Below are 15726 nucleotides of genomic sequence, written 5' to 3'. Positions count from 1 at the left end.
ACATTTAAATAGCCGTGCTATTAAGAAATCATTGCGCGGCTATTTAATTTATAGAATAGTTTCAATTGATTGTACTGATATATCATGCGTTGAAAACATACCTGTTCAGACGGTCAAAGGCCTCTATTACTCTGGATTTCGGCAATGCAAGATTAATTCGAATGGCGTAAGGGTGGTGGAAGGGACGTCCGTCCTGCCAGCCTACTCCAACATCTGTGCCAGCTTTGTGAAGTGCACCTATGGTAGTGTTGTGCTCCCTGCACCACTCTTCGCAGTCCAGATAAAGCATGTACGTGCCTTCCGGCTTTGCAAGCTTCACTCCCTTGAAGTTAGTCATGATGTAGTCATATGCATAATCCACATTTTCACCCAGTACCTGGCAAAGCTCGTCAACCCATAGGCGGCCTTCCGTAGAGTATGCTCCAATGAGGGCGTGCATGGAAAGGACGTTCATGTCGTTGTAGTGTGGTTTGCTGCTTTGTGCTCTCACGCGGTCACGGAGGTAATTGCTGTAAATTATGTGATATGCTCCTATGAGGCCTGCCAGGTTGAATGTCTTGCTTGGAGCGTATATTGCAATTGTACGGCTTTTGGCATCTTCGCTGACGCCTTGAGTAGGAATATGTTTGTGGTTGTCCAGGATTATGTCACTCCAAATTTCATCTGAAATGACAATACAGTCATTTTTTCTGTAGACTTCCATGGCTTTTTCTATTTCTTCACGTTCCCAAACACGTCCGCAAGGATTGTGAGGAGAACAGAATATTGCTATATGGATTTTGTTTTCTTTTATCTTTCTTTCCATGTCTTCATAGTCCATGCGCCAAACGCCTTTGTCGTCCTGCACCAGGTTGCTGTGGATTATCCTGCGGCCGTTGTTTTCCACACTCTTGGTGAATCCGATATACGTAGGGGAATGCAGCAGCACGCAGTCGCCGGGAGCAGAAAATGCCGTGACTGCAGATACTACGCAGCCGAGAACGCCGTTTTCATAACCTATGCATTCTGGTGTCAAGCCGGTTGCGCCGTTTCTTTCTTCCTGCCATTTGATAATTGAACTGTAGTATTTTTCGCTTGGCCTGAAATATCCAAAGGCCGGATGCTTCACACGTTCAACAATGGCATCGGTTATTGATGGCAGTGTGGGGAAATTCATGTCGGCAACCCACATGGGTATAAAATCAAATCCTTCTTTAGGCTTTTCAGGACCTAAGCCGGGCAGCAGATCAACTGCTATGGAATCCTTTCCCTTGCGGTCTATTATGCTGGTGAAATCATATTTCATGTCTTTCAATCCTTTCCTGATAATTTTTTATCCTGCATGAGCAGGTCAATACAGTATGCTGAAGTTTTAACGAGGCAGTCAGTTGTTAGATGAATTAAATATTGGATTGCTTTAGCTGTTAAGTCTTATTTCTAAATGCAATTATTGTTTAGTTGCTAAACTAACTATATTCATTATAAATTCAGTGGCTGGATTAGTCAAGATGCAATGTTTAATTTAAGGGTACAAAAGGTTAATGTAACGTAATGCATATAATAGTGAAAAAATTATCGAATAATGTCGAAACGTGTACATTGTTTATGGTTAAATTTGACATTGTGTTAATGTCTTGGTGTAATGAATGGATAAATATGAATTCGTTCGGTGAAGTTGTTCTTTGAAAATGGCTCGATATAATTGTTTTGGAAATTCAAAATTGAATAATTAAATAAAAAAGATGTAATATAATTTTTGTGAATTAGTTGACAATAACGGGTATATATGTTAGTATTTAGTCGATGTTTTTGATTGCATCCGTATGAGATGTTTACACTCGCCTGGATTCAGTCAAAATCAATACAATACAATTATTATTAAATATATGGAGGAAGGGTTAAATGAAAAAGTCGTTCAAGGTCGTATCATTGATTCTTGTGCTGTGCATGTTGTTTTCCATAACTGCCTGTGCACCCAAGACAGCTGATACTACGACACCAGAGCAAGGAAAGGAACAGGTTCAGGAAAAAAGCATTACACCGATGAAAGCCGGTGAATATGTAATCGATTCTACAGGCATGCATCCTATGAAAGTAAAGGTTACTTTAGGCGAGAAGGCCATTGATAAGGTTGAGGTTGTATCCCACAGCGAAACTCAAGGCGTTTCTGATGCCGCCTTAAAGGAAATCCCTGCTAAGATTGTTGAAAAACAAAGTGTTGGCATTGATGCTGTTTCAGGAGCCACCAGAACAAGCAGCGGCATAATCGAAGCGGTTAAAATGGCTATTGAGCAGGCAGGCGGTGTTGTTGCCGAGTTTGATATCGCAGAAGCTGCCGCAGAAGGTTCTGAAGAATCAAGGCCGTCTATGGGAACAAAGGACTTGCCGACCACATGGGATATGACCTATGACGTAGTTGTTGTGGGCGGAGGGTTTGCAGGATTATCTGCTGCTTACAGCGCTTCCACACAGGGAGCAAGCACGCTTCTTATAGATAAGATGCCGGTTCTAGGCGGAAACTCTCAGATTAACGGCGGAGTTTATGCATCATATACCAGCAAGATAGCAGATGCACTTTATACTAAACTTAACCTTCAGCCTGATACTGCTGAAAAGCATATTGAAGATACAATCAAGGGCGGAGACTACATGGGCGACATTAAGCTTGTAGAGAACCTTGTTTACGGATCGCCTGTAATGCTGGATCTTCTGCTGGACAACGGTCTTCAGGTACGTGAATCAATTACAAGACCAGGCGGACACTACGGATATCGTACATATACAACAGTTAACGGAGTAGGGGCAGACATTGTTGCTGTTCAAAAGAAAATGCTTGAAAAGACATCAGCTACAGTTATGCTGAACACCAAGATGACTCAGATTTACAGAGAGACAACAGGTGAACAAAGAGTAGTAGGTATCAGAATAGAGACCGAAGAAGGAACTAAGAACGTAAAGGCAGAAAAAGGTGTAATCCTTACAACAGGAGGATTCAGTGGAAATGTTGAAATGCGTTCGAAACATGTGCCTGCTCTGACTGCAGACCTACCGACAACAAACCATGTTGGAGCAACAGGAGAAGGAATAATCATGGCTCAGGAGGTTGGTGCCAACACTACTCAAATGTCATATATTCAGCTGTATCCTTTCGCAAATCCAAACAACGGAGTGCTGGATGCATATGCAGTAATTCCTTTCAGCGGACCGAGCTCAGGTATCGTCTATGTTGATGTAAACGGCAAGAGATATGTAAACGAAGGCGAAAGACGTGACGTATGTTCAAGAGCAGCTCAGGAAAGCGGCGGATTCCCAACATTCTCAATATTCGGTCAGGATATAGTTGAAAAGGGCGGTTTCATCACTGAATCACAGCTTCAAAGCGGAATGGATGCAGACCGTATTTTCAAGGCAGATACTTTAGAGGAACTTACAGAAATAATCAATGCGCACAAATATCAAGACAAATCAATCAGCATGAGCGCCGAAACATTAAAGGCAACTATTGATACCCACAACGGATACATTGATGCAGGAAAGGATCCTGACTTCGGAAAGGTTATCGATAAAGGCGTAATGATGAAGACAGACAGAGGTCCGTACTATGCAATACCTCAGTGGCCTTCAGTTCACCACACCATGGGTGGTCTTACAATCACAGAAAGAACAGAAGTTCAGGATATCTGGGGCAAGGTAATACCAGGTCTGTATGCCGCCGGAGAAGTTACAGGAGGTGTACACGGAACAAACAGGCTCGGATCCAACGCAACTCCTGATGCACTGGTTCACGGCTTTATCGCAGGTGAAGTTGCAGTGACAGGAAATGTTCCTGCTTTTGTGCCTAAAAACTAACACAATAAGCATGATATAATAGAGAGGGAAAAAAGCTATGTATTCTTTGAGAGTACATAGCTTCTTTGTTTTTTATTTATTCTATTGCGCCGTTCAGCACCCTTACGATGTAGCTGTCGGCAGGAAGGAATATGGTCTTTTCACCTTTCATGGTAGTCTTGAGTGCTTCAAGGCTTCGTATGAATTCGTAGTAGTTTGCCCTGTCTTCGGTGGAGTAGGCGTCTGCAATTATTTTCATGTATTCGCCCTCGCCCTGTCCTTTCAGCTCTTCAGCTGTGGCTTCAGCTCTTGACAGAAGTATTCCAACTTCCTTGTCTGTTTCATTGACTACCTTGCTGGCTTCCAGGTTACCATCAGCCCTGTAGCTTTCAGCCATCTGGGTTCTTTCGGAAACCATCCTGTTGTAAACGGCCTGTTCGTTGTCAGAGGGCAGGTCCAGTCTCTTTATTTCGACTGCTACGGTTGATACGCCGTAGTTTTTAAGCTGCTGGTTAACCATCTCCGTTATCTTAATGTTCACGTTGTCGATGGAACCCTTGTCTGAGTTTATTATGTCCGTCTGGTTCATGGTTCCCAGTGTGTTTTTAACAGCACTGTACACAACGGCGTCTATACGGTTTTCCATTTCAGAGATTCGGCTTACGGTCTTCATGAATGTGTACGGGTCGTCAATCTGCCACACGGCGAAGTTATCCACTACCAGGGTCTTCTTGTCTCCCGTGAGAACTTCTGACGGAGGAATGTCATACATCATTCTGAACTGTGGTATGGTTTCAACCTTGTCAAGAAACGGTACCTTGAAATGCAGTCCGGCTGTGTCCTGAATGTTGACGAATTTTGAGAATCTTGTAACATAGGCATATTCATTTTCCCGCACTATGTAGGCGGTGTTGGTAAATGCAACTACTACAAGTATCAACAAGAAAAGTTTCAGCACTGTTCCCAGCGATCCTTTCTTTTTTGTTTCATTTTCCTGCATTAGTTTCCACCTCCCTGATTTTCTGTTTCTCCCGTGAAGCTTTTCAACGGAAGCATCTTTTGAACTCCGCCTTCAGATGAATCTATGTAGACGGTGATTCCCGGCAGTATCTCTTCTATTGTTTCAAGATACATTCTTGTCTTGGTAATGCTTTTGTTCTTTGCGTATTCGGTGTACATGGCGTTGAATTTAGCCACATCGCCCTTGGCGGCGTTTATTCTTGACTCCTTGTAGGATTCGGCTTCGCGTATGAGCTTGTCGGCCTGGCTTTCTGCAGCAGGAAGGGTTTTATTCTTGTAAGCCAGAGCTTCGTTTATGCGAGTTTCTTTTTCCTGCTTGGCTGTTTCAACTTCCTTGAAGGCAGCTATGACTTCCGATGTGGGAGGCTGGCTGTCCTGAATTTTTACATCCAGCACCTGTACTCCCAGGTCGTAGTTTGAAAGCTTGCTCACTATCTTTTCCTTTATTTCAGCTTGAATGATGGATTTTTCTGTTGTCAGAACACCGTCAACATTCTTGGAACCTATTATGCTTCTTGCCGATGACTGAGCTATCATCTTCAGTATCTGAGACGGTTCGTCAGAGTTGAACAAAAACTTCTCAGGGTCTGAAATTTTCCACTCTATGAAGAAGTCGATGTTTACTATATTAAAATCACCGGTTATCATTTTTGCCTCATCCGGCACTGATGTGTTGTCGGAGTAGCCCTTTGCCTCGCTGGAGCTCTTGTATCCTATCTGCAGCTTCTGGGTTCTGTTGACCTCCACCTTGGTGGCAGCCTGGATTGGATACGGAAGCTTGAAGTGAAGACCTGCAGACTCGATGCTGGTTACCTTGCCCAGAGTTGTGACAACAGCCTGCTCTGTTTCTTCCACTGTGTACTGGCATGAGCCTATGAAGAATACAGCAAGCACAATGAGCGGCAAAAATAGTAACTTCTTGAAACTCATTGGCTTTCTTGGTTTCTTTTCCTTGAATTCAGGCGGCACAAAGTTGTTTTGGCCGTTTTGACTGTTTTGTTTATTTACAGCTTCTGCAAATTTGTTGAACAAATCTTTGTAATTCATAATTCCCCCTTAAAACGTATTCCGTGTATACGGTTGTTGCTGTAATAAAGTATATCATATTTATGACGTATTACCAAGTTAGAATGTTCCATTGGAAAGTATTTATACTTTTGATAATGATGGAAAGTCTAATACAACGCGGGGCAGCCCCCAGGCAAATCATGCGGCTGAAAAAATATAGTACAATATTATGCACCAAACGATTGCTAAGAGTCATAAATAAACTGCTGAAATTTTCGATAAGTCAAAATAAACGTTTTAAAGTGTCGAAACGAAAGTTTAAAAATTGCGCAGTTTAAAAAAATATTGCAATTGTCAAGAAAGTTGTTAAAATGTATCGTAAGATAATTTTAATGCGAGGAAGATAATGGAAACAAACAATACTACAGGCAAATGCCAAAAGAGAGTAGTGGTTAAGGTGGGCAGCTCAACGCTTACCCATGATACGGGAAGGCTTAACCTCAGGATGATGGATAAGATAGCAATGGTATTAAGCGATATAAAGAACAATGGAAACGATGTGGTTTTGGTAACATCCGCAGCAGTTGCAGCCGGAGTGTCAAAGCTGGGGCTGAAGGAAAGGCCTAAAACCACAAAGGGAAAGCAGGCGGCAGCTTCTGTGGGACAGTGTGAGCTGATGTTTGCTTACGACAAGGTTTTTTCACAGTACAATCAGACTGTTTCACAGCTTCTTCTGACCAGAGACATCACAGAGGATCCGAAGCTTAAGGAAAATGTAGTAAATACATTTGAAACACTCTTTACCTACAATGTCATTCCCATAGTCAACGAAAACGACAGCGTTGCCGTTGAAGAACTTGTTTACGGAGACAATGACACCCTGTCTGCTGTTACCGCAAAGCTTGTCTGCGCTGACATCCTCATCATATTAAGCGATATTGACGGACTTTACGACAAAAACCCGCAGGAGGATGAAAGCGCAAAACTCATACCTGTGGTTCATGAGATAACACAAGAAATAGAAAAAGCCGCAGGAGGTTCAGGAAGCGCTGTGGGAACCGGAGGAATGGCAACAAAGGTTGCCGCTGCAAAAATAGCTGTTGAAAGCGGCATAGACATGGTGATTGTAAACGGGAAGAATCCCGAACTCATATACAACGTGCTGGACGGAAAGCCGGAAGGCACATTATTCTTAGGAAAAGAGGTGACTAAATGTCAGAACTCCTGATAAAAGGAAAAAATGCCAAGGAGGCTTCCTATGAGCTCATGAACATATCTACGGCCAAGAAGAATCTTGCTCTGAGAAAGATAGCCGACAACCTGATTGCCCACTCTGCAGAAATAATAGAGCAGAACAAGCTGGACATAAAAAATTACACGGATAAAGGCATGAACCAGCAGATGACAGACAGGCTCATGCTAAACGAGGACAGAATAATATCAATGGCAGAAGGCGTAAGGCAGATTGCAGACCTTGAAGACCCGGTGGGAGAAATCATATCCATGAAAAAGAGACCCAATGGGCTCCTCATAGGACAGAAGAGAGTTCCCCTGGGTGTCATAGGAATCATCTACGAGTCAAGACCCAACGTAACAGTTGACGCTGCAGCCCTTTGTCTGAAGTCATCCAACGCAGTGATGCTGAGGGGCTCCGGGGATGCGATCAACTCCAACAAGGAGCTTGTAAAAATAATGAAGATGTCACTGGAAGAAGCAGGCATCAGCCCGGGGGCAATCGAGCTTGTGGAAGACACATCAAGGGATACGGCAACTCAGTTCATGAGGCTCAACCAATTCCTTGACGTTCTTATTCCAAGAGGAGGGGCGAATCTCATTCAGACAGCTCTGGCCAATGCCACGGTTCCTGTTATTGAAACTGGTACCGGAAACTGCCACGTATACGTGGATGAATTTGCTGACCTTGAGATGGCTTACAGCATCCTCATAAATGCAAAGACTTCAAGAACATCCGTATGCAACGCATGTGAAAGTCTGCTGGTTCATAAAAACATCAGGGACAGCTTCCTGGCTGAAGCAGTGAGAAGGCTTAAGGAAAAAAATGTTGAGGTGAGAGGATGCGAACAAACCGTAAAAGTTTGCGGCAGCCATGTTGTTCCAGCCACTGAGGATGATTTCGGAAGAGAATTTCTCGACCTGATTATTTCTGTAAAGGTTGTAGATAGTATAGATGAAGCAATAAAACACATCAACAGGTACGGCACGGGACATTCGGAGACCATAGTAACGGAAAACTACACGAACTCACAGAGATTTTTAAACCAGGTTGATGCAGCAGCTGTCTATGTAAATGCCTCCACAAGATTCACTGATGGATTTGAGTTCGGGTTTGGGGCGGAAATCGGCATAAGCACCCAGAAGATGCATGCCAGAGGACCCATGGGGCTGAAGGAGCTGACCACGACCAAGTACATCATTTACGGAAACGGACAGGTCAGGTAGGGCAATTAATAATTAAGAGTTAAGAATTAAGAATTATGGAAGGATTTGTGCGGGGCACAAATCCTTTTTTGCTGTCTGTTGTAAATGAACATGGTGCGGATTTTGCGGATAAAATATTTGAATATATGCAAATTATATGGAAAAATATAAAAAATATGTTGATGATTTCCAAAATGAGTGTATAATGAAATTTAATAAATTATTTATTTAACATAAGCAATTCCAGTGCCTGTGTGTTTTGGTTGAAGTCAAGAGCGCGCATTTGGCTTTGAAAAGGAAACAAATGAGATGTTTATTTTTGCATCGAATAAGTAGCGTTCATGAATCATATTATTATTAAGCTGCACATTGAGGACACGGAATAAAAAATGGGAGGTTTATTATGAATGGTTTATTGGCAATTTTAGTAATTCTTATCGCATTTGCTGCAGGTGACTTTGTGTCTTACATGACAAAGGCTACATTTTCAATGCTTTTCACAACAGCAGTAATTTTTCTCGTAGCCTTCTGGCTTGGATTGCCGGCTACAATTTTCACTGATTCAGGTCTTTTAACAATCGGTATGCTGACAATGTCCATGCTGCTTGTGAACATGGGAACGCTCATAAGCCTCAGGGAACTGGCTCAGCAATGGAGAACGGTTCTGATTGCCTTGTCTGCTGTTGTTGGTATCGGTCTTCTTGTTTACCTGGTGGGCGGAGCCATTTTCGGAAAACAAATGGCAGCAGCTGCAGCACCTCCTATTTCCGGCGGTGTGGTTGCAGCACTCATAGTGAGCGCTGCTGCTAAGGCTAAGGCACTGGACAGCGTGGCTGTTTTTGCAACGCTTCTTCTGGTGACACAGACATTCTTCGGAACTCCTGTGGCTTCCTACTGCCTGAAAAAAGAGGCAAGGATGGTGCTGGACAACAGAGGCAGCAATACCCCTGATGAAAAGGAAGCTGCCGTTACGGAAGAACCCAAAAAGAAACTGATTCCTGAACTGAAGAAGGAACTTCGCACAAATTCTCTGCTGCTTGCAAAGGTTGCTCTTATAGCATTCCTTGCTACCAAGGCAGCTGGACTCACAAACGGAGCTGTCAACGCCCTGATTGTATGTCTTGTATTCGGAGTAATTGCAAGAGAAATAGGATTCCTGGAAAAGGATCCAATGACAATGGCTAATTCGCAGGGCTTTGTAATGATCGCTCTACTGACTGTCATATTCAACAACCTTTCTTCTGCAACGCCAGAAATGCTGCTTTCATTGATAGGACCCATCATCGGTTGTCTGGCTTTGGGAGTGATAGGACTGAGCATTTTCTCAGCCGTTGTTGGGAAACTCCTGGGTATCGACATCTATATGTCCATTGCCATAGGCTCATCGGCATTGTTCGGATTCCCCGGAACATTCATTATTCCTAACGAGGTTGCCACAGTAATTGCGAAAAATGATGAAGAGAAAAAAATCATATTGGATGCAATACTTCCAAAGATGATAATAGCCGGATTTGTCACTGTTTCCATAGCATCGGTTGTGCTGGCCGGAGTAATGGCTAAATTTATATAAGTTACATAAGGGGGATATAAAATGGAAATCAAGGAACTCTCACAGAAATACAAGCAGTATGTCATAGACATGAGAAGGGAATTTCACATGCATCCGGAGCTCAGCATGCAGGAAAAGAGAACTGCCGGAAGAATCATGGAGGAATTGACCAAAATGGGAATACCGTGCGTACCCATGGCAGGAACCGGAGTGCTGGGCATAATAAAGGGCAGTCATGAAGGAAAGACCATTGCCCTGAGAGCCGACATAGACGCCCTTGAAATCACTGAAAAGAATGATGTTCCTTACAAATCTCAAGTTGATGGAGTAATGCATGCCTGCGGTCACGATGCCCATGCGGCAATGCTGCTTGGGGCGGCAGGAATACTTAACGACATGAAGGATGAACTTAAGGGAACCGTAAAACTCATGTTTCAGCCAGGTGAAGAGGTTGCAAAGGGCGCTAAGAAAATGATTGAAGAAGGAGCCCTGGATGGTGTGGATGAGGTCTTCGGAATGCATGTGATGGGAAACATACCTACTGGCAGGATTGCCATAGGTGCAGGAGCCAGAATGGCATCTGCGGATGTGTTCAAGATTACAGTCAAGGGAAAGGGAGGCCACGGGTCCATGCCTCACCTTGCAGTTGATGCAGTTCTTACAGCATCTGCCATAGTGATGAATCTTCAGTCAATTGCCAGCAGAGAGGTTTCCCCAATGGATACCGTTGTAGTCAGTGTAGGAAAGCTTGTTTCCGGAACAAGGTTCAACATAATTGCTGATGAGGCTGTCATGGAAGGGACTACAAGGTGCTTCAGCTATGAGGTAAGGGATAAGCTGCCTGAAATGATGAAGAGAATAATCAAGTCTACTGCAGAAACCTACAGGGCTGAAGCAGAGCTGGAATACAACTTTTTGACTGCACCTACAATCAATCATGAGGTTTCAACTGAAAGGGCAAGAAAGTCCATTGAAAAGATTATGTCTGCTGATGCTGTAATGGAGTTGCCGAAGGTTGCAGGATCAGAGGATTTCTCGGAGTACCTTGAAAAGGTGCCGGGAACCTTCGCCATTGTGGGAACTGCCAACGAAGCAAAGAACACATGCTTTACAAACCACCATCCTCAATTTGACATTGACGAGGATATGCTTGAAAAGGGAGCTGCGTTGCACGCTCAATATGCAGTGGATTTTCTGAACGAACAATAAGTAATTGAATAAAACCGGCATGCCGGCAAATAAAAAGCAATAATTTCAAGGAATTATTGCTTATTCTATGTAATTTATTTGTTCATCTTAAGCCACTGCATTGCTGTGTTTGCGTAAACTGCAGAACCCATGTAGAGCACATCTTCGCTGAAGTTTACCTTTGGGTGATGCTGAGGATAGGGGAAACCTTCTTCAGGTGAACCTCCGCCAAAGCCCATCATTACTGAGGGAACCTTTTCGCTGACATAGCCGAAATCTTCGGAGCCTGTCATCTTTCCTCCGGGAAATGCCTTTGCAAATTCGCACACTCCCTGCTCTCCAAGCAATTCCTTGTTTATGGAAAGCACCTGTTCAGACATTTGGGGATCATTGTATACGGACGGGCATTCCATTGGGAAGGTAACTGCTGCTTCTGCCCTGAACAATGAAGCCATGCCTTTTGATATGTCCACAACCCTGTTTTTCATGAACTCTCTTTCCTTGGAGTCAAAGGCGCGGATGCTTCCTTCTATGAACGCAGTGTCCGGAATTATGTTTGAAGCGTTTCCGCCGTGCATCTGGCCTATGGTTACTACCGTGGTGCTTGAAGGAGGCATTTCCCTGGCTATGACTTCCTGCAGGGCAATATGTATGTGAGACATTACATTCAGAGGATCAACAGAGTCCTGAGGCATTGCGCCATGGCCGCCTTTTCCCTTTATGTCTATGTGGAACATGTCTCCAGAGGAGGTTACATAGCCGCCGCCCGGTATGAGCAGTGTTCCAGCCGGTACCGGCATGCCTGAAAATATGTGAATCATCATGGCTGAATCTACTTTTGGATTTTCCAGAACTCCTGCCTTTATCATGGCCTTGGCTCCGGACAGCTGTTCCTCAGCAGGCTGAAACATGAGTTTAACTGTTCCTTCTATTTCATCCTCGTGATTTTTCAGTATTTGAGCCGCTCCAAGCAGCATTGCTGCATGGGTATCATGGCCGCAGGCGTGCATGTTGCTTGTTTTGGATTTATATTCAAGCCCGTTTTCTTCAAGTATGGGAAGGGCATCCATGTCTGCTCTAAGTAGAATAGTCTTGCCGCTTTTCTTTCCTCCTGCCATGGCAACCACTGCCGAATCTGTTATTACCTGCGGTTCATAACCCATTTCTTTCAGTCTTTTTACAACATACTCAGTAGTTACCGGCAGGTTCTGTCCGAGCTCGGCATTCTGATGAATGTATCTTCGGTCTTTAACGATTGATTCCTGAAGTGCCTTGGCTTCCTGTAATGTATTGTTCATTTCATCACCCCTATTGTTATTTATTATTATTCATTATAAATCATTAATTATGAGAAGTCAAAATTATTTGGGAAAATTATGAAATTAAGGGTTGCACCTGCTGCATGGTGTATATCCCAGGTTTACGGCATCCTGCCTGTTGCCGAACATCACCTTGTTCGTTTCCTTCATGGTGCTTACGGAGCTGCAGTCCGGATAGTGGAAAACAAGCGAATTTCTGTTGCCGACGTACCCTGTTTCAGATGACGTGATTGAAGGTGCCGGAACGCTTATGGAAACAGGGGGCTGTGACGCTTCAGATGAAGCTGGCTTAAGAAATGAGCCTTCCTCGCTGCTCATATCTATGTTTTGTCCATCCGATACAGCAACAATGGTACCAAGCTCATCCGTTCTGTAGATTTTTGAGCCTGTTTCCGTAAGTCTGTTAAGTGTCTCCAGGTGCGGATGGCCGTAGCTGTTGTCTTCGCCGCATGAAATTACGGATATTTCAGGGGTTACTGCCTGCAGGAAATTCCTGCTTGAACTTGTTCTGCCTCCGTGGTGGCCGACCTTAAGAACATCTGCATTCAGGTTAAACCCTGCACCCATCATCTCCAGTTCAGATACGCTTTCGGCATCACCCGTAAATATGAATGAAGTGTCCATGTAGTCCAGTCTTGTAACAGCAGAATATTCATTGAGTTCGGAATAATACATGCTTTTGGGTGCAAGAATCTCAAACTTAAGATCCTTCGTGTCTATTATGTATGTTCCGGGCTTTGCATAAAACAGCTGTGCACCGCTATTTTTAACGGCTGCCATAGTATCTTTGTACAGATTTGAATCTGCTGCAGCGTCGGGCATATAAACATTGTCCACTTCAAAGTTCTCAAGTATGTACTTTGCAGAGCCTATGTGGTCTTCATGGGGATGGGTCAGTACCAGGTACTCAATGTCGTCAATGCCGAGACCGGAAATGTACCCTGATATGTATTCATCATCATCCCTGTTCCCTGCGTCTATAAGAACCTCTTCGCCGTTGGGAAGCTGTATGAGAGTGCAGTCTGCCTGGCCCACATCTAGGAAATGCACCTTCAGTATGGAAGCTTCTGCTTCTGCTTTTTGAGTCTGCTGAACAGCAGGATTTTCAGTTTCCTTTTTATCAGATGCGGCAACTGCGCTGCAGGCTGACGTAAACATAAGCATCAGTGCCAGAATTATGGCTAATAATCTTTTTTTCATTTAATCATCCTCTTTCTTGTCTATACTATGATGCCAAAATATTTTTTATGCTTTAATGACTTGTTCTCTTTTTAGTAGTGAAAAAAGCACACTCCTTCATTGTATCATACACATTTTTTATTTTCTAATATTAATATGAAAGCGAAACAGGAAAAAACTGGTTGACAACGGGAAGCAGCCGTGCTGTAATATGTAAAAGATCAATCAGGAATATTGCGCCAGTTTTGTGCAACAATAATTTCATAAGGAGCGTTTATGAATTACATTGTGTTTGACCTTGAATTCAATCAAAACATTTCATCTCTTATAGATCCCCGAATGAAGATTAGCCCGTATCCCTTTGAAATAATTCAGATTGGAGCTGTCAAGCTTGATGAAAACCTGGATTGCATGGGGACATTTGACCGCCTTGTGAAGCCGTCAATCTATGCTGAAGTGCTTCCGTTCATTGAAAAGCTTACGGGAATCAACAACGGGATGCTTTCAAAACAGGAGAAGTTTCCGGAGGTATACCGTGATTTTGCTGACTTCACAGGGACTGATGCGGTGTATTGCGTGTGGGGAATGTCAGACATGAGGGAGCTTTTCAGAAATGCTTCGTTCCACAACCTTGACACGGGGCTGCTTACCAGGAAGTTCATAAATCTTCAGCCTTACGCAACAAGATGTGCCGGGCTGGGCAGCCAGCCTGCAAAGCTCCAGGCAGTCGTTGAAAAGTTTGATATAGAAATTTCCGGTGATTTTCACAACGCGCTGAGTGATGCGCGCTACACATCAGAAATTTTCAGGAAAATAAAGTATCAGGATATAGAGGCAGCAGAGTATGACCTGTCGTACAGAAAAATTTCCGTGAGACGTCCCGCAAGGATAATAGATTCGCAAAGTCTCATAGAGCAGTTTGAAAAGATGTATCAACGGAATATGACGGAGGAAGAAAAAGGAATCATAATCCTGTCGTACAAGATGGGAAAAACCGGACAGTTTTTGAAGGAAAAGGATAACTGACCAGGCAGCAGCATTTTTATCAGCGCTTAAAATCCTGTTTTATGCTGCTGCAGATGGGTATTATCTAAATAGTCTTAACTATTACAGGAGGGAATATGTCAAAACTTTTTGCAAGCTACATTTTAAAAGACCTTGAGTTGAAAAATAGAATCGTAATGTCTCCAATGTGCATGTATTCAGCAGACAATGATGGAATACCAAATGACTGGCACTTTGTACACTACGTATCAAGAGCGGTGGGAGGTGTGGGCCTGATAGTGCAGGAAGCCACAGCTGTGGAACCAAGAGGGAGAATATCCGACAACGACCTTGGAATATGGGATGACCACCACATTGAAAAGCTTAAGAAAATAGTTGATGCCGTCAGGGAGAACGGAGCAAAAATGGGAATACAGCTGGGGCATGCAGGAAGAAAGTGCGAAGCTATAAATGAAAGCATAATTGCTCCCAGTTCTATTTCATTTGGCGAAGAACACAGGGTTCCCGGCGAAATGACGAAGGATGACATCAATACAGTTATTGAATCCTTCAGAAAGGCTGCCGACAGGGCTTTGAAGGTTGGTTACGACATAATCGAGGTTCATGCGGCTCACGGATATCTCATAAATCAGTTTCTTTCGCCGCTTACCAACAAAAGGACAGATGAATACGGAGGTTCTGCAGAAAACAGGGCAAGATTCTTAAAAGAAGTTCTCCATGCAGTCCGCCAGTCATGGCCTGCCGAAAAACCGCTTATGGTGAGGGTTTCAGCCGAGGATTATGCTGAAGGCGGCAACCATCCTGAAGACCTGGCAAACCTAGTAAACCTGGTCATGGCTGAAGGAGTGGATCTGGTAGACGTAAGCTCCGGAGGGGTAGTGAACATAGCTCCAAAGGCTTTCCAGGGGTACCAGGTTAAGTTTGCGGAAATAATAAAGGAAAAAACAAATCTTCCGGTTGTAGCAGGGGGATTGATAATCGATCCGAACATGGCTGAAGAAATACTCCAGAACGACAGGGCAGACATGGTGTTCATAGGAAGAGCGCTGCTTCGAAATCCCTACTGGCCGCTACAGGCTGACCATGAACTGAGTAATGAAACAAACTGGCCGGTTCAGTACGAAAGAGGTCGCCTCAGAAGAAGATAAACGAAGGTACGAAACCCGGACAAAGTCCGGGTTTCAGAATTTAGATATAATAAGTTGAATTTTT

At 43.7% G+C, this 15726-nt stretch carries 12 protein-coding genes; 7 read left to right on the top strand and 5 right to left on the bottom strand.

Features of this window, described 5'->3' with window-relative positions; translation table 11 throughout:
- Positions 1–82: 82 nt before the first annotated feature.
- Entirely contained in the window at positions 83–1285 is a 1203-nt protein-coding gene (locus AAGU76_RS11045) for an aminotransferase class I/II-fold pyridoxal phosphate-dependent enzyme (RefSeq protein WP_342485539.1), read from the bottom strand.
- 596 nt (positions 1286–1881) lie between these two features.
- Between AAGU76_RS11045 and AAGU76_RS11040 the strand changes: the two genes are divergently transcribed.
- Positions 1882–3828, top strand: a complete 1947-nt coding sequence (locus AAGU76_RS11040; RefSeq protein WP_342485538.1) for a flavocytochrome c — start codon at positions 1882–1884, stop codon at positions 3826–3828.
- A gap of 76 nt (positions 3829–3904) precedes the next feature.
- On the opposite strand, the gene AAGU76_RS11035 is transcribed toward AAGU76_RS11040, so the two are convergent.
- A complete protein-coding gene (locus tag AAGU76_RS11035) occupies positions 3905–4807 on the bottom strand; it encodes a protease modulator HflC (RefSeq protein ID WP_342485537.1) in 903 nt (300 codons plus the stop codon).
- On the bottom strand, positions 4807–5874 hold the full coding sequence (hflK, locus tag AAGU76_RS11030) for an FtsH protease activity modulator HflK (RefSeq protein WP_342485536.1): 1068 nt from the start codon (positions 5872–5874) through the stop codon (positions 4807–4809). Before hflK ends, AAGU76_RS11035 begins: the two co-directional genes overlap by 1 nt.
- Before the next feature lie 367 nt (positions 5875–6241).
- On the opposite strand from hflK, the gene proB reads away from it, so the two are divergent.
- The 4 genes from proB (at position 6242) to AAGU76_RS11010 (ending at position 11032) form a co-directional block, all read left to right on the top strand.
- A complete protein-coding gene (proB, locus tag AAGU76_RS11025; RefSeq protein ID WP_342485535.1) occupies positions 6242–7063 on the top strand; it encodes a glutamate 5-kinase in 822 nt (273 codons plus the stop codon).
- On the top strand, positions 7048–8295 hold the full coding sequence (locus tag AAGU76_RS11020) for a glutamate-5-semialdehyde dehydrogenase (protein WP_342485534.1): 1248 nt from the start codon (positions 7048–7050) through the stop codon (positions 8293–8295). Before proB ends, AAGU76_RS11020 begins: the two co-directional genes overlap by 16 nt.
- A 382-nt stretch (positions 8296–8677) precedes the next feature.
- Complete coding sequence (locus AAGU76_RS11015; protein ID WP_342485533.1) at positions 8678–9844, top strand: hypothetical protein; 1167 nt, start codon at positions 8678–8680, stop codon at positions 9842–9844.
- A gap of 21 nt (positions 9845–9865) precedes the next feature.
- The gene (locus tag AAGU76_RS11010; RefSeq protein ID WP_342485532.1) at positions 9866–11032 is read left to right on the top strand and encodes a M20 family metallopeptidase; all 1167 of its coding nucleotides are present in this window, start codon (positions 9866–9868) and stop codon (positions 11030–11032) included.
- A gap of 74 nt (positions 11033–11106) precedes the next feature.
- Here AAGU76_RS11010 and AAGU76_RS11005 read toward each other — a convergent pair whose 3' ends face one another.
- Together AAGU76_RS11005 and AAGU76_RS11000 are read right to left on the bottom strand one after the other, a co-directional pair.
- A complete protein-coding gene (locus tag AAGU76_RS11005) occupies positions 11107–12309 on the bottom strand; it encodes a M20 family metallopeptidase (protein WP_342485531.1) in 1203 nt (400 codons plus the stop codon).
- 84 nt (positions 12310–12393) lie between these two features.
- Positions 12394–13530: a ComEC/Rec2 family competence protein gene (locus tag AAGU76_RS11000; protein ID WP_342485530.1), complete on the bottom strand. Its 1137-nt coding sequence runs from the start codon at positions 13528–13530 to the stop codon at positions 12394–12396.
- Between the two features lie 255 nt (positions 13531–13785).
- On the opposite strand from AAGU76_RS11000, the gene AAGU76_RS10995 reads away from it, so the two are divergent.
- Together AAGU76_RS10995 and namA are read left to right on the top strand one after the other, a co-directional pair.
- Positions 13786–14535 (top strand): 3'-5' exonuclease, encoded by a 750-nt coding sequence (locus AAGU76_RS10995; RefSeq protein ID WP_342485529.1) that lies wholly within the window; start codon positions 13786–13788, stop codon positions 14533–14535.
- Positions 14536–14630: 95 nt separating this feature from the next.
- Entirely contained in the window at positions 14631–15662 is a 1032-nt protein-coding gene (gene namA / locus AAGU76_RS10990; RefSeq protein WP_342485528.1) for an NADPH dehydrogenase NamA, read from the top strand.
- Positions 15663–15726 lie beyond the last annotated feature (64 nt).

This window comes from Sedimentibacter sp., from assembly GCF_038562225.1.
Taxonomy (GTDB): Bacteria; Bacillota; Clostridia; order Tissierellales; family Sedimentibacteraceae; genus Sedimentibacter.
The sequence above is the reverse complement of the archived record's forward strand: the minus strand, read 5'-3'. Positions and strand labels throughout refer to the sequence as shown.

Coding starts and splice junctions, on each gene's coding strand:
- AAGU76_RS11045 (WP_342485539.1), bottom strand. CDS start 1,285: ATGAAATATGATTTCACCAGCATAATAGACCGCAAGGGAAAGGATTCC.
- AAGU76_RS11040 (WP_342485538.1), top strand. CDS start 1,882: ATGAAAAAGTCGTTCAAGGTCGTATCATTGATTCTTGTGCTGTGCATG.
- AAGU76_RS11035 (WP_342485537.1), bottom strand. CDS start 4,807: ATGCAGGAAAATGAAACAAAAAAGAAAGGATCGCTGGGAACAGTGCTG.
- hflK (WP_342485536.1), bottom strand. CDS start 5,874: ATGAATTACAAAGATTTGTTCAACAAATTTGCAGAAGCTGTAAATAAA.
- proB (WP_342485535.1), top strand. CDS start 6,242: ATGGAAACAAACAATACTACAGGCAAATGCCAAAAGAGAGTAGTGGTT.
- AAGU76_RS11020 (WP_342485534.1), top strand. CDS start 7,048: ATGTCAGAACTCCTGATAAAAGGAAAAAATGCCAAGGAGGCTTCCTAT.
- AAGU76_RS11015 (WP_342485533.1), top strand. CDS start 8,678: ATGAATGGTTTATTGGCAATTTTAGTAATTCTTATCGCATTTGCTGCA.
- AAGU76_RS11010 (WP_342485532.1), top strand. CDS start 9,866: ATGGAAATCAAGGAACTCTCACAGAAATACAAGCAGTATGTCATAGAC.
- AAGU76_RS11005 (WP_342485531.1), bottom strand. CDS start 12,309: ATGAACAATACATTACAGGAAGCCAAGGCACTTCAGGAATCAATCGTT.
- AAGU76_RS11000 (WP_342485530.1), bottom strand. CDS start 13,530: ATGAAAAAAAGATTATTAGCCATAATTCTGGCACTGATGCTTATGTTT.
- AAGU76_RS10995 (WP_342485529.1), top strand. CDS start 13,786: ATGAATTACATTGTGTTTGACCTTGAATTCAATCAAAACATTTCATCT.
- namA (WP_342485528.1), top strand. CDS start 14,631: ATGTCAAAACTTTTTGCAAGCTACATTTTAAAAGACCTTGAGTTGAAA.